The organism is Martinezella sp. CNPSo 3732 (genome assembly GCF_057784515.1).
The window spans coordinates 84,823-111,181 of the sequence record NZ_JBXSOO010000021.1 but is presented as its reverse complement, the minus strand read 5'-3'; the positions used below and the strand labels follow the sequence as shown (position 1 = coordinate 111,181).

The following is a 26,359-nucleotide window of genomic DNA, read 5'->3' as shown; positions in this document are numbered from 1 at the left end:
CAGGCAACAGGCAATAGGCGATAGGCAATAGGCAATAGGCAATAGTGCTTGACCGTCCCGTCCCGGCTATCTTCCCCTACTGCCTACTGCCTACTGCCTACTGCCTACTGCCTACTGCCTACTGCCCCACCTCCACCCCATTTGCGTCGTCTTTGCGATTTATCCCCGCCCGAGTGCCCTTAACCCTTGCCGAAGGCTTGCGTATTGCAAAACTGGGCGCTACCGAATCCGGTTAACGGATGATGAAAATATGGCTGCCTTATCGGTAGAGTATGCGCGTATGGTGCGAGTGAGCGTAAAGGATCGGATGTGAGCGGATTAGAAACGGCTATCAGAAGCGCCTTGGATCGGTCTGATCGCACCAATCCGGAAATTCGGGCTCGCATCTATCAATCTGCGCGGCAGGCTCTGGAAGCCGGCCTTCGCAAGCAGGACATTACCGATGTCAACGTCATCGCCGCCCAGCGCCAGCGTCTGGAGGCGACGATCCGCGAGATCGAGGCCGAGGAGCGCGCCCGTCCCGCACAGGCGATACCGGTTTCGCCAGAGCTGGATGCTCCGCATGTTTCTCCTTCTGTGCCCGGGTCCCATGCAAGGCAGGCAGCGGCAACGCCGCAGGAACCCGTCATGAGCGTGCGCGGAGAAACACGCGACCCGCCAATGTCGGCAGGCCCCGCTGTTCCGGCAGAGCCGACCTCGGCGGAGCTGGCGGCGCGTGAAGACGATTTCGGCGATATGCGCGCCGGACCCGCCGATCATCTCGGTGCGGACAGCGATGTGCGTCCGACGGCCGATGCGCCGCCGGCGCGGTCGATGAACTTCAAGCCGGAGCGGGCGGCCGTGCGCCGCAAGCCGCGCAAGTTCTTCTCGCGCCTGCTGGTCTTCTGCATTCTGCTCGCCTTCCTCGGCGTCGGTGCCTGGTGGATCAAGACCTCGGGCCTGCTCATGTCTGCCGCCCAGCGGGATACGAGCGTGCCCAACCCGCCGGCACATGTCGATTCTCAGGATTTCAGCGGCAACGGCAACGACGACGATATGTCGGACCAGGACGACAATAGCGGTCCGGTCAATCCGGGCCTCGCCACCATCGATCCGCAGAACAGCTTCTCGGCGGAATGGCTGGAGATCTTGAAGCCCACCGACGCGCCGAAGGTGACGACCGGCCCGCAGTCAAAGGCTGAAAACGTCTCGGAGAACGAGGGACCGGCCATGCGGCTGACCTCGCTCAGCAGCGGTGCGGACGGCAGTGGCTCGATCGAGGTGCCCGTCAATATGCTGCAGCAGATGGCGGGAAAAGCCTCGACGATCGCGCTGACTTTGCAGTCCACCTCAGATGCACCGACGCAGATCACAGTGGAGTGCGATTTCGGTTCACTCGGGCGTTGCGGCCGCCATCGTTTCACCGTCAGCCGGCAAAAGACGGATTCACTGTTCCAGCTCAAATTCGATCGCGCTATGGCGCCGACCGGTTCGGGCCGCCTGATCATCAACAGCGATGTCGATGGCAAGGCCCGTGGCGTCAATATCTACGCCATCCGCGTCCTGCCCGGGCAATAAGTCCCGGGCGATGCTTCGAACTCGTCAGGCGAGGATATCCGATCCCATGCCGAGGATCTTCTCGTCGACCTTGCCGATGGCTTCCTTGTCCTTGCCGTCATAGTCGAGCGTCAGCAGAATGTGACGGATAAGGTTCAGGCGCGCGCGCCGCTTGTCGTTGGCGCGGAGGACAGTCCAGGGCGCGTGGTCCGTATGCGTTTCCTTCAGCATGCGGTCGCGCTTCTCGCTGTAGTCCTTCCATTTCGGCAGTGCGGCGATATCCATCGAGGAAAGTTTCCAGACGGCGCGCGGATCATGGCGCCGGTCGTGGAAACGCTTCAGCTGCATCTCCCGGCCGATATCGAGATAGAATTTGAAGAAATGGATACCGTCCTGGACGATGAGCTTTTCCATCTGCGGCGCCTGCTTCAGGAACTGCTCGTATTGCTTCGGCGTGCAGAAGCCCATGACCGGCTCGACCCCGGCGCGGTTATACCAGGAGCGGTCGAAGAGCACGAATTCGCCCGCCGTCGGAAACTGGGCGACATAGCGCTGGAAGTACCATTGGCCGGCCTCGCGGTCGGTCGGCTTCGTCAGCGCCACTACGCGCGCCAGACGAGGGTTCATATGGGCTGAGGTCGCAGCGATCGAGCCTCCCTTGCCGGCGGCATCGCGGCCTTCGAAGAGCGCCATCACCCGTTTGCCGGTCGCCTGCAGCCAGAACTGCACCTTGATGAGTTCGATCTGCAGCGCTTTCAGCTCATCGAGATATTCTTCTTCCTTCAGCTTCTTCTTGTAGGGATAGCCACCCGAGGTCAGTGCCTCGTCATCGATCCAGCTCGGCAGGATGGGATCATCGACATCGAATATGCGCTTGATGCCATGAATATCCAGCTCCACCGCCCGGCTTCCTGTCTTCTCCCCCATATGTCGGCTCCTCGGCTGTTTACATAGCGTTAACCCTGCCACCGGCGGCGGCAAAAAAGCTTGGCCAGAAAACTGGGGCATTTATCCAATAGTTTCAAGCCTTTTGCCGCCACCCTCTTTTGCCGGCTACATTTATTTTTGCCAGTTACTGGCTTCTGTGGATAGAGCCGAATACTTCTGTCATGAATCGCAGATAAGACGCGGAATCCAGCGTTCCATGATGTCAGGCGAAGGACGGCGCAGTTGGAAGACGAATGGTCATTTGTCAGGAGGTTGGCAGTTCGGCTGCGGCAGGAGAGTGCGATCCTGGTTCTGGCGACGCTGATTGCCGCACTCGCCCTGGTCGAAGGCATCAACACCGGCGCCGTATTCTGGATCTGGGCCATCGTCATGATTGTCACGCTGCTTCGCCCGCCCCTGGTGGAGCGCGTGGTCGTGCCACCGCCGGCTGAGACGGCGCCCGCCGATCCTCAAGCCTTGCTGCACACCGCTTTTGCCGGACTGGCGGCACTCGACATGCCGGTGCTGATCATCGACCGCGAGGCGTCGGTGCTGGTACAGAACATGGCCGTCGAAAAAGCCTTCGGTGCCTTTCCGATCGGCGCACATATTTCCTCCAAGCTGCGTTCGCCGGGTCTGCTCGACATGGTACGCGAGACCATCGCGACCAATACGCCGAACCAGATCGAGCATTCCGAGCGCCTGCCTTCGGAGCGTGTCTATGTCGTGCGCATCGCACCGATAGATCTGCCCGAGATCGACAAGCAGGAAGATGCTCTCTTCCTGCTCTCCTTCCGCGACATATCCGAACTGCGCCACATCGACCGCATGCGCTCCGATTTCGTCGCTAATGCCAGCCATGAATTGCGCACGCCCTTGGCATCGCTGCGCGGCTTCATCGAGACGATCCAGGGGCCTGCCAAAGCCGATCCGAAGGCGCAGCAGCGTTTCCTCGGCATCATGTTCGATCAGACGACCCGCATGAGCAGGCTGGTCGACGATCTTCTGTCGCTGTCGCGCCTGGAGCTGAAGTCGCATATCGCGCCGGATCAGAAAGTGGATCTCGTCCCATTGCTCGGTCATGTGCGTGACTCCCTGCTGCCGCTTGCCAGGGATCTCGACGTGACCATCAATCTGCATTTGCCGGTGGGCAAGGTGGAGGTATTGGGGGATAGAGACGAGCTCGTGCAGGTCTTCGAGAACCTGATCGAGAACGCCTGCAAATACGGCCAGGAAGGCAAGTCGGTGGAGGTTTCGCTACTCAGCGGTGCCGGCCAAGCCGTCGAAGTGGTCGTCTCGGACAAGGGGCCGGGCATACCCGCAGAACATGTGCCGCGCCTGACCGAGCGCTTCTATCGCGTTAACGTTGAGGACAGCCGGTCCAAGAAGGGGACCGGTCTCGGGCTTGCCATCGTCAAGCATATTCTGACCCGCCACCGTGCCAGGCTGATCGTAAAGTCGGAAGTCGGAAAAGGAACCGACTTTACGGTCCGCTTCTGACAACCTCCGCCTATTCCTCGTTTAGGTGGCGATTTATCCAAATTATATCAGGCATATAGCCTGTCATAATTGTTTCACTCGCCTGACATAAAAGGGCGGTGTTTTCGCCAGTAAGAATGGACTGCCGAAAAGTGGATGTGGCCTCCACCTCGGCGCTCTTCAAAGCTCATCAGGGGGATTCGTTGTGAATGCTTTGAAAATGTCCGTTCTTGCGCTGGTTGCATCGGCTGCCGTTGCCGGCACTGCAACTGCCCGCGACCAAATTCAGGTTGCCGGCTCATCGACCGTATTTCCATATGCCAAGATCGTTGCCGAAACCTTCGGCGAGACCTTCACCAACTTCAAGACCCCTGTGGTCGAGTCCGCCGGCTCCGGAGCCGGCCTGAAGGAATTCTGCAAGGGCGTCGGAACGGATTCCATCGACATCGCCAATTCGTCGCGTCCCATCAAGGACAGCGAAGTCGAAGCCTGCAAGGCCGCCGGCGTCGCCGATATCCAGCAGATCAAGATCGGCTATGACGGCATCGTCTTTGCCTTCGACAAGAGCAATCCCGACATCAAGTTCGAACCGGTCGATCTCTACAAGGCACTTGCTGCCGAAGTGGTCGTCGATGGCAAGCTCGTTGCCAATCCTTACAAGAAGTGGTCTGAGATCAATCCATCGCTGCCGGATTTTGAAATCGCTGCCTATATTCCGGGCGAGAAGCACGGCACGCGCGAAGTCTTCGAAGAGAAGGTGCTTGCCGCCAGCTGCAAGGCTTCAGGCGCAGCCGATGTCATCAAGGCCACAGTTTCCGATGCCGGCCAGCAGGCCAAGAAATGCATTGCCGTGCGCAAGGATGGCGCCGCTGTTGATATCGACGGCGACTATCCCGAGACGCTGGCCCGCATCAATGCCAACAAGCATGGCATCGGCGTTTTCGGCCTGTATTTCTTCCAGAACAACGCCGACAAGCTGAAGGTCGCCACCGTCAGCGGCATCGTGCCCTCGGGCCAGACGATCGCCGACGGCACTTATCCGGTATCGCGTCCGTTGTTCTTCTACGTCAAGAAGGCCCATCTGGGTGTCATCCCGGGGCTCAAGGAATATGTCGATTTCTTCACGAGCGATCAGATGATCGGACCGGATAGCCCGCTGGCGGAATATGGCCTCGTGCCTGCGCCGGATGCAGAACGCGACCAGATCCGCAAGGATGTCGCGGGCGGGAAGATCATGTGAGTGCGTAAGGATCGAGCACCGGTGCGGCTTTCCGCTGCGCCGGCGTTCGCCGGGGAATGGGAATGAGTGTATCGCTGCTGCTGCTGTGCTTGTCGATCTTCGGCGCCTCCGCTTTCGTGCTGGGGCGGGTGAGGGCGGCTGCGCTATCGGGCGGCCGGTCCTCGTCTATGCATTCCCGGCTCGGCTATCACGGCGCCTATGCCGCTATCTGGGCGGTGCTTCCGCCCTTAGCACTCATCTGCGTCTGGCTGATCGCCGGCCCCATCGTCATCGACCGCCTGGTGACCAAATCCTTTCCCGAGGAAATTCAGTCTCTGCCGCCGGCCGAACTCAACCTCAGCTATGGCATGGTGCGCAGCATCGCCCGTGGCATGCGCCTGCTCGACAGCCGGGAGCTTGCCGACGTCGCAGGCGGCAAGGCCGATCTGCAGTTGCTGCTGGCGCAGAAGGGAGTTCCGCTCGCCGTTCGCCCCACTGGCTACATGATCGATGCCGCCAACAAGTATAACGGCATGCGTGAAGTGAGCCGGTTGGTGATGTCGGCGGCGGCGATCGTCCTGTCGTTGCTTTGCGCAGCCCATGGCCTTCGCGCGATCGCACCGCGTTTTCGCGCCCGCAACCGGGTCGAGCAGGTCATCCTCGGAGCCTTGATCGTTGCCTCCTCCATCGCGGTGCTGACAACGGTCGGCATCGTCGTTTCCATGCTTTCGGAGGCATCGCGTTTCTTCAACATGGTGCCGGCCCGCGAATTCTTCTTCGGTACCGTCTGGGACCCGCGTTTCACCGGCGCCGGCGCGCAGACCTCGGGCACCTTCGGTCTGATCCCGCTGCTGGCGGGCACGATCTATATCGGGCTCGTGGCCATGCTCTTCGCCGTGCCCATCGGCCTGTTTGCGGCGATCTACATGGCCGAATATGCCTCGGCTCGCGTCCGCTCCATCGCCAAGCCGATGCTGGAGGTTTTGGCCGGCATTCCCACGATCGTCTACGGCTTCTTCGCCCTTGTCACAGTCGGCCCCTTCCTGCGCGATATCTCCGCCGAGATCGATGGCTTGATGACCGGAAACTACAGAAGCTTCATCGAGGCGCAGAGCGTTTTGACGGCCGGCTTCGTCATGGGCGTGATGCTCATTCCTTACGTTTCCTCGCTATCGGACGATATCATCATGGCCGTGCCGCGTTCGCTGCGCGACGGCTCGCTCGGGCTTGGCGCCACCCGGTCGGAAACGGTCAAGCGCGTTCTCTTGCCGGCCGCCCTTCCGGGCATCGTTGGCGCGCTGCTGATGACTACGTCGCGGGCGATCGGTGAAACCATGATCGTGGTGCTGGCAGCAGGCGTTGCCGCGCGCATGCAGTTCGATCCCTTCGAGCCGATGACGACCGTCACGGTGAAGATCGTCAATCAGCTGACCGGCGATCTGGAGTTCACTTCGCCGCAGACGCTCGTCGCCTTCGCTCTCGGCATCACGCTGTTCTGCCTGACGCTCTGCCTCAACGTCTACGCGCTCTACATCGTCCGTCGATACAGGGAGCAATACGAATGAGCGGCGTCGTATCCTCCTCTCAGCTCAACATGCCGCGCGGGTTGACGCCGGGTGTGCCCGTGCGCCGCGATATCGGCATCGCCAGGCGCTACGCCGCCGAGCGCCGCTTCCGCGCCTATGGGATTACCGCCGTCATCTTCGGTCTCGTCTTCCTGGTCATCCTGATCTCGACCGTGGTCCGCACTGGCTATACCACCTTCGTTCAGACGTCGATCACCCTGCCGATCGAATTCTCCGAGAAGGTGATAGACCCCGCAGCCAAGCGCGCCAGTGATCCGAAGGTGCTGATCGCTGCCAACTACCCGGTACTGGTGCGCGATGCACTAGTGAAAGCGCTCGGCATCGATCCGGCCAATCGCGCGCTCGTTCGCGAGGCGACGGCGATGGTGTCGGACGGCGCCAGGATCGCACTGCGTGACAAGGTCGTCGCCAATCCTTCGATCATAGGGGCGACGCAGAAGGTCACGTTCCTCGCCAGCGCCAATATCGATTCCGCCAACAAGGGCCAAATCGATCTGACAGTCGATGAGAAGGATCGCAAGATATCCGACCGCCAGGTCGCCTGGATGAAGCAACTCAGCGAAAGCGGTGTGCTTTACAAGGCCTTCAACAGCGGTCTCTTCCTGTCGGGCAATTCGAGCCGGCCCGAAGCCGCCGGACTCGGCGTCGCTCTGATCGGCTCGTTCTACCTGATGCTGGCCGTTCTCGTGCTGGCCTTGCCGGTCGGCGTTGCCGCCTCGATCTATCTAGAAGAGTTCGCGCCGAAGAACCGGTTGACGGATCTGATCGAGGTCAACATCAACAATCTCGCTGCCGTCCCCTCGATCGTCTATGGCCTGTTGGGCCTCTCGGTCTTCATCAACATGATGGGTCTGCCGCGCTCGGCCTCGCTGGTCGGCGGTCTCGTGCTGAGCCTGATGACGTTGCCGATGATCATCATCGCCACGCGCTCGGCCTTGCGTGCCGTGCCGCCGTCGATCCGCAGCGCGGCGCTCGGGCTTGGCGCATCGCGCATGCAGATGGTCTTTCATCACGTGCTGCCGCTTGCCATGCCCGGCATCCTGACGGGCACGATCCTCGGGCTTGCCCACGCGCTCGGCGAGACCGCGCCGCTGCTTCTGATCGGCATGGTCGCCTTCGTCGCCAACTATCCGACATCGCCGCTCGACCCTTCGACGGCGCTGCCGGTGCAGATCTACATGTGGGCGAGCGAAGCCGAGCGGGCCTTCGTCGAAAGGACATCCGGCGCCATCATCGTGCTTCTCTTCTTCCTCGTCGCGATGAACATCGGCGCCATCCTGCTGCGCCGCCGTTTCGAGCGGCGCTGGTAAGGGAGGGCGCACGAAATGAACATGATGACGGAAGCCGCCAGCGAAAAAGCATTGTCCAAGAAGATGATGACGATCCCCTACAAGATGATCGGCCAGGACGTTTCGGTCTATTACGGCCACAAGCGGGCGCTCTTCGACGTCAATCTGAAGATTCGTGCGAATACGGTCACGGCTTTGATCGGCCCTTCCGGTTGCGGCAAGTCCACCTTCCTGCGCTGCCTCAATCGCATGAACGATACGATCGAGACCTGCCGTGTCACCGGCAAGATCACGCTCGACGATCAGGATGTCTACGACGACGGCATCGACGTGGTGGAATTGCGCGCCCGCGTCGGCATGGTCTTCCAGAAGCCCAACCCGTTTCCGAAGTCCATCTATGAGAACGTCGCCTACGGCCCGCGCATCCATGGCCTGCATCGCTCAAAGGCCGATCTCGAGCATGTCGTCGAAACAAGCCTGCAGAAGGCTGGTCTTTGGGGCGAGGTGAAGGATCGCCTCCATGACGCCGGCACGAGCTTGTCGGGCGGTCAGCAGCAGCGTCTGTGCATCGCGCGCGCCGTTGCGGTCAGCCCGGAGGTCATCCTGATGGACGAGCCGTGCTCGGCGCTCGATCCGATCGCGACCGCCAAGGTCGAGGATCTCATCCACGAGCTTCGGGAGAATTTCACCATCGTCATCGTGACGCATTCCATGCAGCAGGCAGCCCGCGTCTCGCAGCGTACCGCAATGTTTCATCTCGGCCACCTGGTCGAGGAGAACGACACCGATAAGATGTTCACCAATCCCGACGATTACCGCACGCAGGATTACATCATGGGCCGTTTTGGTTGATGATGTCAGGCGCGCGGCTCATTTCACACAGTTCACCTTGAGGATAGAAAAATGGTCTCCACCCACATTCTCTCAGCCTATGACGAAGACCTGAAGTTCCTGACGCGCCGCATTGCCGAAATGGGCGGCCTGGCCGAGCAGATGGTTAGCGACAGCGTACGCGCGCTGGTCAACAGCGACGCTGCCTTGGCCCAGAAAGTCATCTCCGATGACGTCGTTCTTGACCATGCCGAGCGCGAAGTCGGCGACAAGGCGATCGTCACCATTGCTCGCCGTCAGCCGATGGCAGCGGACCTTCGTGAAATCATGGGCTCGATCCGCATCGCCTCCGATCTGGAGCGCGTCGGCGATCTCGGCAAGAACACCGCAAAGCGCGTCATCGCTGTGCAGGGCACCGGTGTCCCCCGCCGTCTCGCCCGCGGCATCGAGCATCTCTCCGAACTGGCTTTGAGCCAGCTCAAGGAAGTTCTCGATGTCTACGCGACCCGCTCGCCCGACAAGGCCGTGTCGATCCGCGAACGTGACGAGGAAATCGACGCCATGTACACCTCGCTCTTCCGCGAGATGCTGACCTACATGATGGAAGATCCGCGCAACATCACCACCTGCACGCATCTTCTCTTCTGCGCCAAGAACATCGAGCGCATCGGCGACCACGCCACCAATATCGCCGAGACGATCTATTACATGGCGACAGGTGCTCAGCCGGAAGGCGAACGCCCGAAGGACGATACCGCCAATACCGTCGGCGCAGTGACGGAATAATCTGGAAGCGAAGAAAGGAGACCATAGGCGCATGGTTCCGAGAGTTGCTGTTGTAGAAGACGAGGAAGCGCTCAGCGTTCTGCTGCGCTACAATCTTGAGGCCGAAGGCTTCGAGGTCGACACGATCCTCAGAGGCGATGAGGCCGAGCTGCGTCTCCAGGAGCGCATCCCCGATCTCCTGATCCTCGACTGGATGCTCCCCGGCGTATCGGGCATCGAGCTCTGCCGCCGGCTGCGTATGCGGCCGGAGACGGAGCGACTGCCGATCATCATGCTGACGGCCCGCGGCGAGGAAAGCGAGCGCGTGCGTGGGCTTTCGACCGGCGCGGACGATTATGTCGTCAAGCCGTTCTCGACGCCGGAGCTGATGGCTCGCGTCAAGGCGATGCTGCGGCGTGCCCGCCCGGAGGTTCTCTCCACGGTGCTGCGCTGCGGCGATATCGAGCTGGACCGCGAAACCCATCGCGTCCACCGCAAGAGCCGCGAAGTACGGCTGGGGCCGACGGAATTCCGCCTGCTGGAATTCCTGATGTCCTCGCCCGGCCGCGTCTTCTCGCGCTCGCAGCTGCTCGACGGCGTATGGGGTCACGATATCTACGTCGACGAACGCACCGTCGACGTCCATGTCGGCCGCCTGCGCAAGGCGCTCAATTTCTCCAATATGCAGGATGTCATCCGCACCGTTCGCGGCGCGGGCTATTCCATGGAAGCCTGAGCGGCTTGCCGCTCGGGTATCACTAAAGCATGTCGCCCAAAAGTGCGTAGCGGTTTTGCGAGAACGACATGCGCCAGACGGAAAACCTAAAGCACAGGAAGCGAATCTGAAAGATCGTGACGTGCTTTAAATAGCGGCGGAAATAGAAAAACGGGCCTCGAGGGCCCGTTTCTCATTGTCTTGCTGTGGCTTTCAGCCGTTGTTACGACGGCGGTCATGCACCGGCTGGTATGCCATGCGCTGATGATAGGTGCAGTAGGGCGAAGAATCTGGGCTGTCATTGCCGCAGAAGTGGAAGTCGTCCTTCAGCGGGTCGCCGACCGGCCACTTGCAGGTGCGCTCCGTCAGTTCCGTCAGGCCGAGGCGGCGGGAGATCGGAACGACGACGTTCGATGCCGGACGATACTGGATTTCATTGACGGAATCGATCTCGATCTCTTCCTTCAGCATGGTTGCGCCCTGCTGGCGGGCGACGACCGTGCGGGTAGCAACGCGCGATCCGTAGGTCGCGGCGCGGGGTGCAGCTGCGCTGCGCTTCGGCGTGCGCGCTGCGGTTGCCGTGCCGCCCGCCTTCGCTCGGCCGGGAAGGTTCAGGCGGTGCACCTTGCCGATGACGGCATTACGGCTCACGCCACCGAGCTGCGCAGCGATCTGGCTGGCGCTCAACCCTTCGGACCATAGCTTTTTCAGCTTCTCGACGCGTTCGTCTGTCCAATTCATGCCCTGTCTCCGCTGTCGCGTTTCCGATGGCAGAATCCCTCACCATTGCCTCGCATGGGAACGAGGCGCGAAACGCTCTAAAATTGTGGTGACTAGTTCCGCCGCATGCAGTCTAGCAATTGCTTTTTAACCTAGTGTGAGGCTGACTCCGTGACAAGAGTCGCGAGAATCTTGAGGAATCGATTTCGAGGTTTTCCCCAACTTGCTGCCCAGGCGTGGCATTTCTGCAATAGGCGCCGCCGAACCTATCTCTTTTGCCCGCAAGCGTTATCTCGCACCTGCTAAAACGCCAGTTTTGTTGACATCGCGATGCAAAACATCAATAGTGCCCAGGCCGCCGCAAGGCGGCATTTTTGATTTTTTCGGACCCGTTTCATCAAATGGAAGCGATCGGTCCTTAAAGTTGTGATCAGGAGATATGGCCATGGCCGAGACCACGCCGCTTTATGACACCTACATGCGCGCTCCGCTACGGTTCGAGCGAGGCGAGGGCGTCTGGCTGGTCACCGAAAATGGCGAACGCTACCTCGATTTCGCAGCCGGCGTCGCGGTCAACTCGCTCGGTCATGCTCATCCTCATCTCGTCGCCGAGCTGAAGGCGCAGGCCGACAAGGTCTGGCACCTGTCCAACCTCTATGAGGTGCCCGGTCAGGAGAAGCTGTCGAAGCGGCTGACGGAAGCGACCTTCGCCGACAAGGTGTTCTTCACCAATTCGGGCGCCGAGGCGCTGGAATGCGCCATCAAGACGGCGCGGCGCTATCAATTCGCCAAGGGGCATCCCGAGAAGTTCCACATCATCACCTTCGAGGGCGCCTTCCACGGCCGCACCATCGCAACGATCGCCGCTGGCGGTCAGGAAAAGTATATCGAAGGCTTCGGCCCGAAGGCACCGGGTTTCGATCAGGTGGAGTTCGGCGATCTCGCTGCCGTGCGTGCTGCCATTACCGACGCAACGGCCGGGATCCTGATCGAGCCGGTTCAGGGCGAGGGCGGCATTCGTCCCGCGACCAACGAATTCCTGCGCGGGCTGCGTGAGATCTGCGATGAGCACGGCCTGCTGCTGATCCTCGACGAAGTACAGTGTGGCGTCGGCCGCACGGGCAAGCTCTTTGCCTACGAATGGGCCGGCATCAAGCCCGATATCATGGCGGTCGCCAAGGGCATCGGCGGTGGCTTCCCGCTAGGTGCGTGCCTTGCGACGGCGGAAGCCGCTTCCGGTATGAAAGCCGGCACACACGGTTCGACTTATGGCGGCAATCCGCTTGCCATGGCAGTCGGCAACGCCGTTCTCGACATCGTGCTTGCCGAAGGCTTCCTGCAGCATGTGCGCGATGTAGCGCTGGTGTTCCGCCAGGGGCTCGCCTCGCTCAAGGATCGCTTCCCGGATATCATCGAGGACGTTCGCGGCGAAGGCCTGATGCTTGGTGTCAAGGCGGCCATCCCGCAGGCGGAGCTGCTGCAGGCGATCCGCGCCGAGCATTTGCTTGGCGTGCCGGCTGGCGATAACGTCATCCGCCTGCTGCCGCCGCTGGTCGTTACCGCCGAAGAAGCACGCGAAGGTCTTGCCCGCCTGGAGCGTGCCGCCGAGCGTGCGCGCGCTGCCCGCGTCAAAAAATCGGCTTAAGCTTACCGCCCGCATTTGGGGGCGTTCCTGCCCCTCGCGGGCGTTTTTGTTTTTTCTGGAGTACAGGTAAGGACATGGCTTCTCCGAAACACTTTCTCGACCTCTCTGCCGTTCCGGCTGCCGATCTGCGCAATATCATCGACGACGCGATCGTGCGAAAGAACGCGCAGAAGGCCGGCACGGCCGACAAGCCGCTGGCCGGCAAGATGCTGGCGATGATCTTCGAGAAGCCGTCCACCCGAACCCGCGTTTCCTTCGATGTCGGCATGCGCCAGCTGGGCGGCGAGACGCTGTTCCTCTCGGGCACGGAGATGCAGCTTGGCCGCGCCGAGACGATCGGCGATACGGCCAAGGTGCTGTCGCGCTACGTCGATGCGATCATGATCCGCACGACCGATCATTCGCGCCTGCTGGAGCTGGCCGAACATGCGACCGTTCCGGTCATCAATGCGCTGACCGACGATACGCATCCCTGCCAGATCATGGCGGATATCATGACGTTCGAGGAGCATCGCGGCCCGATCAAGGGCAAGACGCTCGCCTGGACGGGCGACGGCAACAACGTGCTGCATTCGCTGATCGAAGGGGCCGCGCGCTTCGGCTATCGCATGAATATGGCGGTACCCCTTGGTTCTGAGCCGAAGGATCACTATCTGAACTGGGCCCGCAACGAGGGCGCCGAAATCATGCTCTCGCATGATGCAGACCGTGCGGTCGCCGGCGCCGATTGCGTGGTAACCGATACCTGGGTTTCCATGAATCAGGAGCACCGGGCACGCGGTCACAACGTCTTCCAGCCCTATCAGGTCAACAAGGCTTTGATGGCACAGGCCGGCAAAGACGCTTTGTTCATGCATTGCCTGCCCGCCCATCGCGGGGAGGAGGTGACGGATGAGGTGATCGACGGTCCGCAATCCGTTGTCTTCGATGAGGCGGAAAACCGCCTTCATGCGCAGAAGTCGATTCTTGCTTGGTGCCTGGGCGCGATCTGAAGATATCAAACCGCGTCTTGAGGCGCGGGCCCTAGAGCCGGATGGCCTTAGGTCGAAGCGACCTAAGGCCTGAATCCGGTCTAGAATCAAAGAAATAGAGCATGACGGCGCCCGAAAACCGCTCTCACTTTTCAGCGTCATGCTCCAGGAGTAAAGCAATGGCCGAAAATGCCGCAACGCTGGGTCAGTTCGATTTCGCCGGTGACGATCATGTCGTTCCCTTCCAGGTGGAAGGTCTCGACGTGCGCGGCCGTGCCGTACAGCTTGGTCCGCTGCTGGACGCGATCCTCGCCCGGCACGACTATCCGATGCCGGTTGCACGCCTTCTGGCCGAGGCCATCGTCCTGACCGTCCTGCTCGGCACATCACTGAAGTTCGAAGGCAAGTTCACGGTGCAGACCAAGGGCGACGGTCCCGTCGACCTTCTGGTTGCCGATTTCTCGACGCCGGAAAATGTTCGCGCCTATGCCCGTTTCGACGAAGAAGCGCTGGCAAAGGCAGTCGCCGAAGGCAAGACCGAGCCGGAACAACTGCTCGGCAAGGGCGTCCTCGCCTTCACCATCGATCAGGGCCGTTTCACGCAGCCCTATCAAGGCATCGTCGCGCTTGACGGCGCATCGCTCGAAGAGATCGCCGGCACCTATTTCCGCCAGTCGGAACAGATACCGACGCGCGTGCGCCTCGGTGCTGCAGAGCTCTTCGATCGCGACGAGAATGGCAAGCCGCGTCACCGCTGGCGTGCCGGCGGCCTGATCGCGCAGTTCCTGCCGGAGGCGCCCGAGCGCATGCGCCAGCCCGACCTGCATGGCGGCGACGGCGATACCGGCGTGCGCGATCATGCCGAAGACGATGCCTGGGCGGAAGCGCGCAGTCTGGTGGAAACCATCGATGCAGATGAGCTGACGGATCCGCAAGTCGGCACCGAGCGGCTTCTCTATCGCCTCTTCCACGAGCGTGGCGTACGCGTCTACGAACCGAAGGCGGTCTATGACCGCTGTTCGTGCTCGCGCGACAAGCTGAAGGGTGTGTTGAAGGGCTTCACGGCCGAAGAGATCGAGGCCAGCCAGGAGAATGGCGAGATCGCCGTGACCTGCGAGTTCTGCTCGACCACCTATCGCTTCGAAGTGTCGGAGATAGAAGCGGCGTAATGCCGCTCAGTTCAGCGTGCGCAGCAGGTTCGGCGTATCCAGCGAGAAGGCGGGGATCTTGACATGGAAGAGCTCCCCGTCGTCCGTTTCCATCTGGTAATGGCCGAACATCATACCTGAGGGCGTGTCCAGCGGGCAGCCAGAGGAATATTCATAGGTATCGCCGGGTTTCAGATGCGGCTGCTCGCCGACGACGCCTGGCCCCGTCACCTCATCCACTATGCCGTTCATATCGGTGATGTGCCAGTAGCGCGTCACCAGTTTCACGGCGCGCTGCGAGTGGTTGGAAATGACGATGCGATACCCCCATACATAGCGATCATCGTCCGGATCGGATTGCTCCTCCAGATAAAACGGCTCTACAACCACTTCGATGTCGCGTGTTAAGGCGCGATACATGCCTGATACCTTGCCACTGCTCTGAAGCGCCGGAGGCTCCTCGAAGCCCATTGTCGTTTCAGCATTTTCAAGTCTGCGGCATATTATCCGCTTTCCACTGCTCCCGCAAAGCGCAGGATATCTAGCGGTATCCTATAACCAATCCATTCCGTCAAGGAACGGCGTGATGAAATCTCGCTCGGGGAGGCGGATCGCTCTGAAATCCAGCTATTACGGCCAATGAAGAAGGTTAGTCCTTTCTTCTCAAAGTATCTCGTTTCGCCCGTCATTTAGTCTTGTCTACCATATTGTCGCAGGCAGAGCTTGTGGGGTGCGGATACGCTTGCCGCCATTGCTGGTGCACTTCAGGGATCGGGCGTCACATCTGATCGGGAATTATTAAAACCTCCCGGCCATATAACCTCCTGTTCCTCCTTTATGTTCCTCTGAGGGAACTTGCGCCTGATTCCCTCTCAGGAGGATTTCGGCTATGATCTGATTCTGGCATGGCCCGTGCCTCCCCCCTCCATTTGGGAAAGTATATTTCATGCGGGGCCGTCGATATCCAAACCGACTGTTTGAGCGCCTGGCATAAGGAGGGGTTGCGGTCATTGCTCGCAATAGGAGGTTTAGATGAGGCTTTCCGCCCCTGTTTATCATTTGAAGCGTAAGGCGAGGCTCCTGTCCCGCCAGCAGAATATCCCTTTGCACGCCGCGCTGGATCGCGTCGCGGCTGGCGAAGGTTTTGAAGGCTGGAGCTTGCTTGCAAGTAAAACGAGCTCGGCCGTGCCCGCCGGCGAGCTGTATTCGCGTTTAAGCCCGGGCGATCTGGTGCTGATCGGCGCGCGGCGCGGTCACGGCAAGACCCTGATGAGCTTGCGGCTCGCCGTCGAAGCCATGAAATCTGGCAATCGCGGTGTCTTCTTCACGCTGGAGGACACGGAAAAGGTGGTTTTGGAGCGTTTTCCTGTCATCGGCGCGGATCATGCGGAATTTGCCGGTCTATTCGAGTTCGACAATTCGGATGCCATCAGCGCCGATTACATCGTCGAGAGGCTGGCTCAGGCATCGCCTGGCACGCTGGCCGTGGTCGATTATCTGCAGCTGCTGGATCAGAAGCGGGAGAATCCGGAATTAATGATCCAGGTTCAGATATTGAAGACGTTTGCGCGCGACAGAGGCGTGATCGTCGTCTTCGTCTCGCAGATCGACCGCTCCTACGATCCGGCGCTGAAACCAGTGCCCGATCTCTCGGATATTCGCCTGCCGAATCCGCTGGATCTGACGCTGTTCGACAAGATGGTTTTCCTGAACAACGGCCTGGTCGAGTTCAAGGCTGCCAGCTGACGAGCTGCAAATTGTCTAAAGGCAATCGAGCCGCCCGGAGAAAATCCGGGCGGCTCGATCAATATCAGGCGGAAACCTGCTCGAGCGCGCGGGCGAAATCTTCGACCAGATCGGCGCCGTCCTCGATGCCGGCGGAGAAGCGCACGGTGCCCGGCGAAATCCCGAGCTCGGCGCGGGCCTCGTCGGTGAGGTTCTTGTGCGTCGTGGTGGCCGGATGGGTGATCAGGCTCTTCGAGTCGCCGAGGTTGTTGGAGATCTTCACGATCTCCAGTGCGTTCTGCAACTTGAAGGCCGCTTCCTTGCCGCCCTTGAGCTCGAAGGCGACCAGCGTCGAGCCGCCGCTCATCTGCTTGGCGATGATATCGGCCTGCGGATGGTCCTTGCGGCCCGGATAGATCACGCGGGCGACCTTGTTGGTCTGCTCGGCGAGGAAATCGGCAACCTTGGAGGCATTCGCCGTCTGCTGCGCGACGCGCAGCGGCAGCGTCTCGATGCCCTTCAGCAGCGTCCAGGCGGTAAAGGGCGACATGGCGGGGCCGGTGTGGCGGAAATAGTCCTGCAGGTTCTCGTCGATCCACTGCTTATCGGAAAGGATGACGCCGCCGAGCGAACGGCCCTGGCCGTCGATATGCTTGGTGGCGGAATAGACGACGATATGCGCGCCGAGTTCCAGCGGCTTCTGGAAGAGCGGCGTCGCGAAAACGTTGTCTACCACGACCTTTGCGCCGATCTGGTTGGCGAGTTTGGCGACAGCGGCAATATCGACCACTTCCAGCGTCGGGTTGGTCGGGCTTTCGAGGAAGAAGACCTTGGTGTTTGGGCGGATGGCCTTTTCCCAGTTCTCGGTGAAGCGGCCGTCGACCAGCGTGCATTCGATGCCATATTTCGGCGCGAGCGTCTCGACCACCCAACGGCAGGAGCCGAAGAGGGCGCGGGCAGCGACGATATGATCGCCGGCCTTCAGCTGGCAGAGGATGGCGGCGGAGACGGCAGCCATGCCGGAGGCGGTGGCGCGGGCGTCTTCAGCACCTTCCAGCGCGCACATGCGCTTTTCGAACATGTCGTTGGTGGGGCTGCCGTAGCGGGCATAGATGAAACCATCCGTCTCGCCCTTGAAGCGGGCTTCCGCGGCTTCCGAGGTGTCATAGACGAAGCCCTGGGTCAGATAGATTGCTTCGGAGGTCTCGCCGAATTGCGAACGGAGCGTTCCGTTGTGTACGAGTTGGGTTGCGGGGCGCCAAGTCTTGCTCATGCCATCACCACTTTCAAAACAAAAAAAACCGGTCGCAAAAGCAGACCGGTTCAACCCCGGTCTTTTTAGCCATTTGTTTAACGTGGCTGCAAGCCGACCGGCCAAATCACCACGGGATAAGTTGCAATACTGCCGTTGACGGCTTGCGTCAATTCCCTGAGTTTGGTTTTGTCACTGCTGCGTTTGCCATTATTTTGTGGGGAAGATAAAGGCCAATGGCTATAAATCGTTGGAAGCTAGCGATTGTATCCATCGTGCCGGTTTTCTTCACCTTGATGACATGGGGAGAACAGTGGAATTTGCTCTCTAAACTTCCCGAAGAGTTCGAAGCGGGACGATGGTCGTATTCTGATGAGCAATATGCTGCGTCAAAAGGCGTTTCACTCGTCCAGTTGCGAATTGATGAGCGAAGAATATGGGAAAAAGATCACGCGGACTGCAGATCGTGGCCTGGCCCATATGTTGAAAATAAATGCAGAGGTTTAATTTGTCCTTCAGCCGTTGGGTTGTCCGACATTTCTTGTACTTATTTCCCAGCGCTTCTCAAGTTACCGAGCGATGATTTTGGGACGGTGACCGCAGGTGTGTTTAGAGCGCTAAAATCGCTGCATTCCATTGGGATTTCTTTGTTGTTGGCTATTGTCGGAACGTTGTTTTCGGTATTCGGCTTGCCGGCCTTTTTCTCTCGATTTTCTCGATGGATACAAAAATAACTTGAATATAAGCGGATGAAGTAAAATGGCTCGCAATACTGGAATTCTGGCCGACCGGGCCATCGCAGCGCTGTTTGAAACGGGGCGGCTGACGAGCGAGAGAGAACTGGACGTCGATCAGATCCAGCCGGCAAGCCTTGACCTCAGGCTCGGCTCGCATGCCTTCCGTGTCCGCGCCAGCTTCATGCCGGGTCCGTCGCATCTGGTCGCCGACAAGCTCGACCGGCTGAAGCTGCATGTGGTCGATCTCTCCGAAGGCGCGGTGCTGGAAACGGGCTGCGTCTATATCGTACCGTTGATGGAGCGCCTCGACCTGCCGGAAGATATGTCCGCATCGGCCAATCCGAAGAGCTCGACCGGCCGGCTCGACATCTTCACCCGTGTCATCACCGACCGGGCGCAGGAGTTCGACAAGATCCCGGCCGGCTATTCCGGCCCGCTCTATCTCGAAATCAGCCCGCGCACCTTCCCGATCGTCGTGCGTCGCGGCTCGCGCCTGTCGCAGATCCGCTTCCGCGTCGGCCAGGCCCTGCTCACCGAACCCGAATTGCTGGCGCTGCACGAGAGCGAGACTCTTGTCGCCAGTAAGAAGCCGAACATCACCGGCGGCGGCATCGCGCTCTCGATCGACCTTGCCGGCGACAAGGAAGGACTGATCGGCTATCGCGGCAAGCACCACACCGCCGTTGTCGATGTCGATAAGAAGGCCCAGCACGATATTTTCGATTTCTGGGAGCCGCTTTATAGCCGCGGCCGCACCGAGCTGATCCTCGATCCCGATGAATTCTACATCCTCGTTTCGCGCGAGGCGGTGCATGTTCCCCCGCACTTCGCCGCCGAAATGACGCCGTTCGATCCGCTGGTTGGCGAATTCCGCGTCCACTACGCCGGTTTCTTCGATCCCGGCTTCGGCCACGCGCCGGCCGGAGGCCGCGGCAGCCGCGCCGTGCTCGAAGTGCGCAGCCACGAAGTGCCCTTCATCCTCGAGGACGGTCAGATCGTCGGCCGACTGATCTACGAACACATGCTGGAACAGCCGAGCAGCCTCTACGGCTCCGGCCTCGGCTCGAACTATCAGGCACAGGGCCTGAAGCTCTCGAAGCACTTCCGGCTCTAGGTGCCCACCAACCGGCCTTGACAGAGGCCGCCAACTGTTGGACATCTCAAAGATGCAGGCGGGTGTAGCTCAATGGTAGAGCAGCAGCTTCCCAAGCTGAATACGAGGGTTCGATTCCCTTCACCCGCTCCAATTCGTTCCATTCAGCTCCGTGTCCCTGCTCCGGTTCAGTGAGATTGTTTCGCTGTATAGGCAGCGAGCACCTTGGCTGGAGGCAGGAGTTTTCCGGACGCGTCCGACAGCCAGGTATCGTAGCGATAGAACATCATCGGCCCGATTGGAATGTGGGCACGAAGCCCATCGAGCGTATCGAGAAATGCCTGGAGGCACTGGCTCAAGGTTTCGCCCTTCTTGTTGGGAAATGCCTTGAGATCGAGAAATCCCCATTCAGTAAGCCACAGGGGCCTATCCGGACCGAGTGCGGTAGCATCCTCGTGCATTGTGCGTGCCACCGATCCGGCAATGTCGTTCGGCGACGCATAGATATGCGTGCCATAGCCGTCTACGCCATAGGATGAATTGCCAAGATAATTGAAGCCGTCGACGTTTTTCAGCATAGAGACCACCTTCGCCGGGTTCGAGAGATGCTTGGGCGGGCCGGCGCATTGATCGCAGCCATGGGCGATGCCGAAAGTGACGACTTTCGCATCCGGATAGTAGCGGGGCTCGTGCAGAATGGTCGCTCCCGCTTTCAGGAATGCGCCGTATCCACGCAGCCAGGTGTGCAATTCCTCCGCAGTGGCGGGATGGTCGTACGGCACGTCCGCGTCGTAATAATAGCTGTCATCCTCGTTGCCGAACTCGACGGCATCGATCGTGAGACCGGCCGTTTTCAGCGCACCGAGCAGCGTTTGGAAGCGCTGCGTGAATTTCTCAAGATCGATCTGACTCAGCTTCTTCGCTTTCCAGCCGTGATCGTGGGTTTGCAGCGGGACATCATAGTCCTCGTCCATCTGAACGACAGTCATCAAAAACTTAAGATGCTGCTGTTTTGCAATCCGGACCTCGCTCACGAAATTCGCCACACCTTGCGCCGAGCCGGAGGTCGGTCCATCGCGAAACCAGATGGCGCCCAGGCTTCGAATATTCTTGAGCGTCTTTTCCTGAACCGCCGCGCTCTGCGAAGAAAGCGCCGAGCGGTCGATGCCGAGTTCCGATGAGCGTGCAGGCACTCTCCACGCTGTCATGGCCAGGGCGACAATACAGGCGAAACCGGATAACCGTCCGTTGAACATCATATTCCGTCCCCGCGTCCTGTCTCGATTGAAGATGATGGCGCAAGCGCAATAGCCATTGTATGAAACTCTGCCCGTTACTATGCTTGCTTCATCCTCGATCCTGATGGTTACAATATTGAGGCGATGGTCAACGGGTCCGGCGTCTGATTGCAGGGCTCAGGTCAAGAATGGCCTTTTCGCTTTCAGCGTTTCCGTTAATGCCTCACCGAAGGTCGCAATCGGCCGCGCCAGCCGCCCGGCCGGCGGACGGTGCACCAGCCAGTTGACGACTTTCGGGCTGAAATCCGGTGCCTCGACGATTTCGACTGAATCGCGCCAGCGGCTGTCCGCCAGTGCCGCTGGCGTCAAGACGCCGATGCCGAGCCCGCGCGCGACCAGCGACATGCGCAGGTCGGCGCTCATCGCCTCGACGGCGACATCGAAGGGCAGGCGCTCGGCTTCGAAGCGGTGATGAATGAAGGCCCGAAAGCCGCAGCCGCTCTGGTTCATGATCCAGGGAAAACGGGAGAGATCTTCAAGGCTCGGCTCCGCGGGAACGCCGAGCGACGGCGCCGCAACGAGAATGACGGCATGGATTCCGAGCATTTCGCCGATGACATTATCCGGCGGCTGCAACCCCTCCGCCAGGCAGACGGTTGCTGCATCGAGCTGACTGTGAGCGACCTGCTCGATCAGCTGTGGCGACCAGCCGGTGACGATGCGCAGCGTCAATTGCGGAAACTGGCTGCGCAATGCGTCGAGCGGGGCGGATAAGGCCGCTTCGGAAAGATACGGCATGATCCCCAGACGGAATTCGCCGCCGATCGCGCCCCCGGGCGAAACGCCGGCCTTGAGATCGTCGAGCGAGCGCAGCACACGGCGCCCATGCTCATAGGCTTCGCGGCCCGCAGCCGTCGGCTTGAGGGGTTTCGACTGCCGGTCGAGCAGCGCAATGCCGAGACTGTCTTCCAGGTTCTGGATGCGCCGGGTGATGCCCGGCTGCGTCAGATTGATGCGCGCCGAGGCGGCGACGATCGAACCCGTCTCCACCACGGCGACGAAAGCTTCCAGATCATGAATGTTCATGATGAACTCGCATAAACATTATTATTTCATTTCAATTGCCGCATTATGCAGCAAAGGGATAAAGATGACTATCAATATTATCAAAATTATTGGAGAGCCTATGTCTCAAAATCCCGAACGTATGATGAGCGAGGGGGAGGACGACGTATCCGAGGCTGTCGCCGCACCCTCGACATTACTTTTTGCCGTCGCCACCGGCGTCATCGTCATCAATCTCTTTGCGCCGCAGACGCTGGTCGGCATCATCGGCCCGTCGCTCGGCTTTTCCGAGAGCGGTGCCGGCCTGGTGGCCATGGCCTCGCTGCTCGGCTATGCCGCCGGCCTGTTTTTCCTGGTGCCGCTGGCGGATCTCATGGAAAACCGGCAGCTCGTGCTGCGCATGCTTCTGTCGGCTCTGGTCATGGCTATTGCCGCCGCCTTCGCGCCGACGGGCTGGAGCCTGCTGATCTTCCTATTCCTGCTGGGAGCGGCCTGTTCTGCCATTCAGATCCTCGTGCCGATCGCGGCAGCGATGGCGCCGCCCGAGCATCGTGGTCAGGTGATCGGTAATATCATGAGCGGCGCGATGGTCGGCATTCTTGTCTCGCGCCCGCTGGCGAGCCTGATTGCCGATTTCTGGGGCTGGAGAAGCTTCTATGCCTTGAGTGCCGCGACGCTTGCGCTGCTCGCCGCTGTGCTCGTCCTGCGCCTGCCTGAGCGGCGCCCTCTGGTCAGCGCGAGCTATGGGGCCTTGATCGGTTCGCTCTTCGGGCTCCTGCGGGAGGAACCGGTGCTGCGGCTGCGTGCCTTCACAGCAGCCTTGATGATGGCGAGCTTCAGCCTGTTCTGGACTTCCGTCGCCCTGCGTCTGGCGCAGCCGCCATTCTCGCTCGGCCAATCCGGCATCGCCCTGTTTGCCCTTGTGGGTGCCGGCGGCGCTGCGGCGACTTCTGTCTTCGGCCGTATGGGCGACAGGGGCTGGACGCGGACGGCGACATTGGCCTCGCATCTGATTGTCCTCGCCGCCATGGCGCTGGCCGCCTGGGTGGGTGGAATACGATCGGGCGACTCGGTGGCGTTATTGATCCTTCTGGGCGTCAGCGCGGTCTTGCTCGATGTCGGCGTCACCGGCGATCAGACCCTGGGTCGTCGCGCCGTCAATCTCCTGAAGCCTGAGGCGCGCGGGCGCATCAATGGTCTGTTCGTCGGCATCTTCTTCCTCGGCGGCGCTCTCGGATCGGCGCTTGCTGGCACGGCATGGGACTTCGGCGGCTGGGTTGCCGTCTGTGCAGGGGCCGCGGGCTTCGGCGTGATTGCGTTGATCACAGGCCTTGCCGCGCGCATCTGAACAGCGCAGGCAACGGGACCGCACTTGTGAATGCACTGCCGCGTCGCCATCTGTAGATCATTCAGGTGGGCGCCAGGCAAACATGCAAAAACTGCCGCTCCTTGTCAGGAGCGTCGGAATGCGTGGAATAGCATGGTTTTACAGGTTGAGAGCGCTCTTTCGGAGCGGTGTGCTGAAGATTGCCCGTAGTACGAAAGTACCTCTCGGCACTAGGATCATCTGGAAGCGAGGCGACGTCCGCATCGGGGAAAGAGTGCATTTCCGCAAGGGTGTCGTCATCGATGCGCAGGAAGGCAGCATCGAAATCGGCGATCATGTCTCCTTCAACGATTACAGCATCCTGCTGGGCCGCGGCGGGATTGTCATAGGCAATGATGTGCGCATCGCCGCGCATGCGATGGTCGTTTCCTTCGATCACAATTTTGATGATGTTTCGCGCCCAATTCGTCTTCAGGGCGTGACGAAGAAGCCCATCGTCATCGAAGACGATGTCTGGATCGGAGCAGGCGCCAAGATTCTCGGCGGCGCCCACGTCGCCAAGGGATGCGTCATCGGCGCCAATGCCGTCGTCAAGGGCCGGACCAAGCCCTACGGCATCTATGTCGGCGCTCCGGCAAGGCTATTGAAACGGCGCGGAGAAGCCGAAGGCAACAGGTCCGGCAATATCGGGCTGTTCGCCCTCCCGAGAAAATAGGGGGGCGCCGCGATCGCGCCGGCCGGACCTTAGAATTCCGTCCAGTCCGCATCCTTGTTCGTTGTCGCCGTCTGTGTGGCGCCGAAGGCGCTCAGCAGCTTCTGACCGAGGGCGCGCGCTGGGGAAGCGGCCGGTCGCACCTTGGCATCATCAACGGCCCGGATGCGCGGAGTTGCAGCCGGCGGGGCTGTCGGTCGAGGCGCCGGCCTCGGCGCTGAGCTGGCGGCAGGTTTCGTCGAGATGCGCATGGCATCGCTACCATCCGTGCGAAACTGAGCAAGAAGATTGGACAGGGAGGCCGCTTCGGTCGCAAGGCTATGGCTCGCCGCCGTGCTCTCCTCGACCATGGCGGCATTCTGCTGCGTGCCGTGATCCATGGTGTTGACGGCCGTATTGATCTCCTGCAGGCCAGCCGACTGCTCGCGGGAAGCCTCGGCGATCGCATGCACATGCCGGCTGATTTCCTGCACCCCCGAGACGATGGCATCGAGCGCCTTGCCGGTTTCGCTGACCAGGCCGACGCCGGTGCGCACATGCCTTTCGGAAGTGCTGATGAGGTCCTTGATTTCCTTGGCAGCGTCGGCGGAGCGCTGCGCAAGCTCGCGTACTTCCTGGGCAACGACGGCAAAGCCCTTGCCTGCCTCGCCGGCGCGGGCGGCTTCGACACCGGCATTCAATGCGAGAAGATTGGTCTGAAAGGCGATATCGTCGATGACGCCAATGATATTGCTGATCTCCCCTGACGATTTCTCGATCTGCTGCATGGCGCCGATCGCATTGCGGACGATCTCGCCGGAGCGCTCCGCGTCGTTGCGTGTATGGGCGGCAAGCTGGCTTGCCTCCTGCGTGCGCTTGGCGGCGTCCTTGACGGTGATGGTGATCTGCTCCAGCGCGGCGGCGGTTTCCTCGACGGAAGCCGACTGCTGTTCGGTGCGTTTGGAAAGCTCGTCAGCCGCCGAGCGAATTTCCTCCGCACCGGCGCTGATGGCGCGGGCATTGGAGCCGACAGCCTGCATGGCTCCGTTGAGCCTGCTAAGCGAGTTGTTGAAATCCTGCCGCAACTGGTCGAGATGCGCGACGAACTGGACGTCGATCTGCGTAACGAGATCGCCTTCCGCAAGGCGCTTCAAGCCGTCGCCAACAGCCTCAACAGCTTGCTGGAGCTGTGCCGCCTCGGCCGCCTGCCTCGTTTCGCGCTGTGCCCGCTCGCTGTCGCTGAGGATGCGATCCGCCTCGGCCTGGGTTTCTAGGCGAGATCGCTCGACGGCATTGTCACGGAATACCGCGACGGCGGATGCCATCTGTCCGATCTCGTCACGGCGCTCGCGGCCTTCGATCTCGCTTGCCGTATCACCATGCGCGAGTGTCGTCATGCGCTGATGCAGCCGCATCAGCGGCGCGGCGATGCCCATCTGCGCGACATACATGCCGAGGAGGATGGCGAGCACGACGAGGCCGCCGAGAGCGAAGAGCATGGAGTTGACGGAACGGTTGAGGTGAACCGACAAGGTGTCGGCGCCGTCATTCATCCGGTTTGTCAGCGCTTCGTCGTTGGCCTGTATGCTGGCAATGAGGCTGGGCAGTTTTTGGTTGACCAGGATCAGGGTCGCTTCGGCGCCCTTCAGGTCGCCATTCTTGCGCTGGTCGATGGTCTTGTCGGTAAGCCCTTGCACTTCGTCGAGACGAGCAAGAATTTCATCGATCGATTGTTTTGCCGTGGGAACGAGATTTTCCGCATGGACCAGTCTTTGCTTGGCTTCGCCGAAATAGCTGCTGCCCGCCGCAACTGCTTTGAAAGCATCGCTGGCGGGATCGAAATTCAGTATCAGGCTTGCTTGCAGCACGGAGGCGAGAGAGGCAGCACTCGCGCGCGCAGCTTCGCTCGCCGCGATGGCCTCATGATCGAGGAAGTCGCTGTAGGCCCGATCCGCCTTGTGGAATTCGCTGGCGATCAGCAGCAGACCGACAAAGGAAATGATGCCGAGAAACAGGATCACGGCAAGTATCTTGGTTTTGATTTTCAGGTTCCTGAACATGGCGGTCCGCCTGCGAATGCCGTGCTTTATCACAATGAGGCCGAGAACCCGCTCGTTCGTCTTTGGGGGAGGGGGCTGCCTGATGTGCACGGGTGAAGCCGAGTCTACGTGATACCTTGCCAGGAAGGCCCAGACGACCTGCGTCATGCGATCGGCTTGGAGCCGATGTCGTCGGTGGCGAGAGTACAATCAATAGAGCTTAATCGACTGCTAACGGCGGAGACTGCCGGGTGGAATTCCCCCATTAATTTGCACATGTTCAAAACCGCGCAACTGGCCGATGTGGTTGATCTCCGCCACTCATCCTGCAGTCACGAGTGCCGCCATTGCGCCGCGCGAT

General features: G+C 60.5%; 23 protein-coding genes, 1 tRNA gene and 1 riboswitch. Of the genes, 17 read left to right on the top strand and 7 right to left on the bottom strand.

Features of this window, described 5'->3' with window-relative positions; genetic code table 11:
• Positions 1 to 309 precede the first annotated feature (309 nt).
• The gene (locus tag AC13RM_RS26445; protein ID WP_488555852.1) at positions 310 to 1,557 is read left to right on the top strand and encodes a serine/threonine-protein kinase; all 1,248 of its coding nucleotides are present in this window, start codon (positions 310 to 312) and stop codon (positions 1,555 to 1,557) included.
• Between the two features lie 24 nt (positions 1,558 to 1,581).
• Here the strand turns inward: AC13RM_RS26445 and ppk2 are convergent, their stop codons facing one another.
• Complete coding sequence (gene ppk2 / locus AC13RM_RS26440) at positions 1,582 to 2,463, bottom strand: polyphosphate kinase 2 (RefSeq protein WP_113229387.1); 882 nt, start codon at positions 2,461 to 2,463, stop codon at positions 1,582 to 1,584.
• Between the two features lie 273 nt (positions 2,464 to 2,736).
• Here ppk2 and phoR point away from each other — a divergent pair, with 273 nt between their 5' ends.
• The 7 genes from phoR to phoB all read left to right on the top strand — a co-directional run bounded on the left by phoR (position 2,737) and on the right by phoB (position 10,368).
• Complete coding sequence (gene phoR / locus AC13RM_RS26435) at positions 2,737 to 3,963, top strand: phosphate regulon sensor histidine kinase PhoR (protein ID WP_374824766.1); 1,227 nt, start codon at positions 2,737 to 2,739, stop codon at positions 3,961 to 3,963.
• 199 nt (positions 3,964 to 4,162) lie between these two features.
• The gene (locus AC13RM_RS26430; RefSeq protein WP_374824763.1) at positions 4,163 to 5,182 is read left to right on the top strand and encodes a substrate-binding domain-containing protein; all 1,020 of its coding nucleotides are present in this window, start codon (positions 4,163 to 4,165) and stop codon (positions 5,180 to 5,182) included.
• Positions 5,183 to 5,244: 62 nt separating this feature from the next.
• Positions 5,245 to 6,726, top strand: a complete 1,482-nt coding sequence (gene pstC, locus AC13RM_RS26425) for a phosphate ABC transporter permease subunit PstC (protein ID WP_374824760.1) — start codon at positions 5,245 to 5,247, stop codon at positions 6,724 to 6,726.
• 29 nt (positions 6,727 to 6,755) lie between these two features.
• On the top strand, positions 6,756 to 8,057 hold the full coding sequence (gene pstA / locus AC13RM_RS26420) for a phosphate ABC transporter permease PstA (protein ID WP_374824809.1): 1,302 nt from the start codon (positions 6,756 to 6,758) through the stop codon (positions 8,055 to 8,057).
• Positions 8,058 to 8,072: 15 nt separating this feature from the next.
• Positions 8,073 to 8,888, top strand: coding sequence for a phosphate ABC transporter ATP-binding protein PstB (pstB, locus tag AC13RM_RS26415; protein WP_374824757.1), 816 nt, complete (start codon positions 8,073 to 8,075; stop codon positions 8,886 to 8,888).
• Between the two features lie 51 nt (positions 8,889 to 8,939).
• Positions 8,940 to 9,653, top strand: coding sequence for a phosphate signaling complex protein PhoU (gene phoU / locus AC13RM_RS26410; protein ID WP_015338719.1), 714 nt, complete (start codon positions 8,940 to 8,942; stop codon positions 9,651 to 9,653).
• Positions 9,654 to 9,684: 31 nt separating this feature from the next.
• Positions 9,685 to 10,368: a phosphate regulon transcriptional regulator PhoB gene (gene phoB / locus AC13RM_RS26405; protein WP_004128368.1), complete on the top strand. Its 684-nt coding sequence runs from the start codon at positions 9,685 to 9,687 to the stop codon at positions 10,366 to 10,368.
• A gap of 192 nt (positions 10,369 to 10,560) precedes the next feature.
• Here phoB and AC13RM_RS26400 read toward each other — a convergent pair whose 3' ends face one another.
• A complete protein-coding gene (locus AC13RM_RS26400) occupies positions 10,561 to 11,088 on the bottom strand; it encodes a GcrA family cell cycle regulator (RefSeq protein ID WP_113229382.1) in 528 nt (175 codons plus the stop codon).
• Between the two features lie 424 nt (positions 11,089 to 11,512).
• Between AC13RM_RS26400 and AC13RM_RS26395 the strand changes: the two genes are divergently transcribed.
• From AC13RM_RS26395 to AC13RM_RS26385, 3 genes are all read left to right on the top strand, one after another.
• Positions 11,513 to 12,712, top strand: a complete 1,200-nt coding sequence (locus AC13RM_RS26395; protein ID WP_374821932.1) for an aspartate aminotransferase family protein — start codon at positions 11,513 to 11,515, stop codon at positions 12,710 to 12,712.
• 74 nt (positions 12,713 to 12,786) lie between these two features.
• Positions 12,787 to 13,704, top strand: coding sequence for an ornithine carbamoyltransferase (gene argF / locus AC13RM_RS26390; RefSeq protein WP_285175410.1), 918 nt, complete (start codon positions 12,787 to 12,789; stop codon positions 13,702 to 13,704).
• Between the two features lie 158 nt (positions 13,705 to 13,862).
• Positions 13,863 to 14,852 carry an Hsp33 family molecular chaperone gene (locus tag AC13RM_RS26385; RefSeq protein WP_488555851.1) on the top strand — a complete coding sequence of 330 codons (990 nt, stop codon included), beginning with the start codon at positions 13,863 to 13,865 and terminating at the stop codon, positions 14,850 to 14,852.
• A gap of 6 nt (positions 14,853 to 14,858) precedes the next feature.
• Here the strand turns inward: AC13RM_RS26385 and apaG are convergent, their stop codons facing one another.
• Positions 14,859 to 15,251: a Co2+/Mg2+ efflux protein ApaG gene (gene apaG, locus AC13RM_RS26380; RefSeq protein ID WP_374821929.1), complete on the bottom strand. Its 393-nt coding sequence runs from the start codon at positions 15,249 to 15,251 to the stop codon at positions 14,859 to 14,861.
• A gap of 612 nt (positions 15,252 to 15,863) precedes the next feature.
• Here apaG and AC13RM_RS26375 point away from each other — a divergent pair.
• Positions 15,864 to 16,577: a DNA helicase gene (locus AC13RM_RS26375; RefSeq protein ID WP_374821926.1), complete on the top strand. Its 714-nt coding sequence runs from the start codon at positions 15,864 to 15,866 to the stop codon at positions 16,575 to 16,577.
• Positions 16,578 to 16,641: 64 nt separating this feature from the next.
• Here AC13RM_RS26375 and AC13RM_RS26370 read toward each other — a convergent pair whose 3' ends face one another.
• Positions 16,642 to 17,829 carry an O-succinylhomoserine sulfhydrylase gene (locus AC13RM_RS26370; protein ID WP_075855294.1) on the bottom strand — a complete coding sequence of 396 codons (1,188 nt, stop codon included), beginning with the start codon at positions 17,827 to 17,829 and terminating at the stop codon, positions 16,642 to 16,644.
• A gap of 44 nt (positions 17,830 to 17,873) precedes the next feature.
• Positions 17,874 to 17,952: riboswitch (SAM riboswitch) on the bottom strand.
• A gap of 92 nt (positions 17,953 to 18,044) precedes the next feature.
• Between AC13RM_RS26370 and AC13RM_RS26365 the strand changes: the two genes are divergently transcribed.
• From AC13RM_RS26365 to AC13RM_RS26355, 3 genes are all read left to right on the top strand, one after another.
• Entirely contained in the window at positions 18,045 to 18,542 is a 498-nt protein-coding gene (locus tag AC13RM_RS26365; RefSeq protein WP_374821923.1) for a hypothetical protein, read from the top strand.
• A gap of 25 nt (positions 18,543 to 18,567) precedes the next feature.
• On the top strand, positions 18,568 to 19,659 hold the full coding sequence (locus tag AC13RM_RS26360; RefSeq protein ID WP_095436164.1) for a 2'-deoxycytidine 5'-triphosphate deaminase: 1,092 nt from the start codon (positions 18,568 to 18,570) through the stop codon (positions 19,657 to 19,659).
• Positions 19,660 to 19,717: 58 nt separating this feature from the next.
• Positions 19,718 to 19,791 (top strand) — tRNA-Gly (locus AC13RM_RS26355).
• Positions 19,792 to 19,826: 35 nt separating this feature from the next.
• On the opposite strand, the gene AC13RM_RS26350 is transcribed toward AC13RM_RS26355, so the two are convergent.
• Positions 19,827 to 20,831: a hypothetical protein gene (locus tag AC13RM_RS26350; RefSeq protein ID WP_374821919.1), complete on the bottom strand. Its 1,005-nt coding sequence runs from the start codon at positions 20,829 to 20,831 to the stop codon at positions 19,827 to 19,829.
• Positions 20,832 to 21,053: 222 nt separating this feature from the next.
• Positions 21,054 to 21,962, bottom strand: coding sequence for a LysR family transcriptional regulator (locus tag AC13RM_RS26345; RefSeq protein ID WP_488555850.1), 909 nt, complete (start codon positions 21,960 to 21,962; stop codon positions 21,054 to 21,056).
• A gap of 100 nt (positions 21,963 to 22,062) precedes the next feature.
• Here AC13RM_RS26345 and AC13RM_RS26340 point away from each other — a divergent pair, with 100 nt between their 5' ends.
• Together AC13RM_RS26340 and AC13RM_RS26335 are read left to right on the top strand one after the other, a co-directional pair.
• The gene (locus AC13RM_RS26340) at positions 22,063 to 23,289 is read left to right on the top strand and encodes an MFS transporter (RefSeq protein WP_285175405.1); all 1,227 of its coding nucleotides are present in this window, start codon (positions 22,063 to 22,065) and stop codon (positions 23,287 to 23,289) included.
• A gap of 118 nt (positions 23,290 to 23,407) precedes the next feature.
• The gene (locus AC13RM_RS26335) at positions 23,408 to 23,983 is read left to right on the top strand and encodes an acyltransferase (protein ID WP_113229375.1); all 576 of its coding nucleotides are present in this window, start codon (positions 23,408 to 23,410) and stop codon (positions 23,981 to 23,983) included.
• 29 nt (positions 23,984 to 24,012) lie between these two features.
• Here the strand turns inward: AC13RM_RS26335 and AC13RM_RS26330 are convergent, their stop codons facing one another.
• Positions 24,013 to 26,019 carry a methyl-accepting chemotaxis protein gene (locus AC13RM_RS26330; RefSeq protein ID WP_285175404.1) on the bottom strand — a complete coding sequence of 669 codons (2,007 nt, stop codon included), beginning with the start codon at positions 26,017 to 26,019 and terminating at the stop codon, positions 24,013 to 24,015.
• Positions 26,020 to 26,359: the final 340 nt, after the last annotated feature.

Bases quoted from the DNA above. Each gene is read 5' to 3' on its own strand.
- ppk2 (WP_113229387.1), bottom strand. From the start codon at position 2,463: ATGGGGGAGAAGACAGGAAGCCGGGCGGTGGAGCTGGATATTCATGGC.
- AC13RM_RS26430 (WP_374824763.1), top strand. From the start codon at position 4,163: ATGTCCGTTCTTGCGCTGGTTGCATCGGCTGCCGTTGCCGGCACTGCA.
- pstC (WP_374824760.1), top strand. From the start codon at position 5,245: ATGAGTGTATCGCTGCTGCTGCTGTGCTTGTCGATCTTCGGCGCCTCC.
- pstA (WP_374824809.1), top strand. From the start codon at position 6,756: ATGCCGCGCGGGTTGACGCCGGGTGTGCCCGTGCGCCGCGATATCGGC.
- pstB (WP_374824757.1), top strand. From the start codon at position 8,073: ATGAACATGATGACGGAAGCCGCCAGCGAAAAAGCATTGTCCAAGAAG.
- phoU (WP_015338719.1), top strand. From the start codon at position 8,940: ATGGTCTCCACCCACATTCTCTCAGCCTATGACGAAGACCTGAAGTTC.
- phoB (WP_004128368.1), top strand. From the start codon at position 9,685: ATGGTTCCGAGAGTTGCTGTTGTAGAAGACGAGGAAGCGCTCAGCGTT.
- AC13RM_RS26400 (WP_113229382.1), bottom strand. From the start codon at position 11,088: ATGAATTGGACAGACGAACGCGTCGAGAAGCTGAAAAAGCTATGGTCC.
- AC13RM_RS26395 (WP_374821932.1), top strand. From the start codon at position 11,513: ATGGCCGAGACCACGCCGCTTTATGACACCTACATGCGCGCTCCGCTA.
- argF (WP_285175410.1), top strand. From the start codon at position 12,787: ATGGCTTCTCCGAAACACTTTCTCGACCTCTCTGCCGTTCCGGCTGCC.
- AC13RM_RS26385 (WP_488555851.1), top strand. From the start codon at position 13,863: ATGGCCGAAAATGCCGCAACGCTGGGTCAGTTCGATTTCGCCGGTGAC.
- apaG (WP_374821929.1), bottom strand. From the start codon at position 15,251: ATGTATCGCGCCTTAACACGCGACATCGAAGTGGTTGTAGAGCCGTTT.
- AC13RM_RS26375 (WP_374821926.1), top strand. From the start codon at position 15,864: ATGAGGCTTTCCGCCCCTGTTTATCATTTGAAGCGTAAGGCGAGGCTC.
- AC13RM_RS26370 (WP_075855294.1), bottom strand. From the start codon at position 17,829: ATGAGCAAGACTTGGCGCCCCGCAACCCAACTCGTACACAACGGAACG.
- AC13RM_RS26365 (WP_374821923.1), top strand. From the start codon at position 18,045: ATGGCTATAAATCGTTGGAAGCTAGCGATTGTATCCATCGTGCCGGTT.
- AC13RM_RS26360 (WP_095436164.1), top strand. From the start codon at position 18,568: ATGGCTCGCAATACTGGAATTCTGGCCGACCGGGCCATCGCAGCGCTG.
- AC13RM_RS26345 (WP_488555850.1), bottom strand. From the start codon at position 21,962: ATGAACATTCATGATCTGGAAGCTTTCGTCGCCGTGGTGGAGACGGGT.
- AC13RM_RS26340 (WP_285175405.1), top strand. From the start codon at position 22,063: ATGTCTCAAAATCCCGAACGTATGATGAGCGAGGGGGAGGACGACGTA.
- AC13RM_RS26335 (WP_113229375.1), top strand. From the start codon at position 23,408: ATGCGTGGAATAGCATGGTTTTACAGGTTGAGAGCGCTCTTTCGGAGC.
- AC13RM_RS26330 (WP_285175404.1), bottom strand. From the start codon at position 26,019: ATGTTCAGGAACCTGAAAATCAAAACCAAGATACTTGCCGTGATCCTG.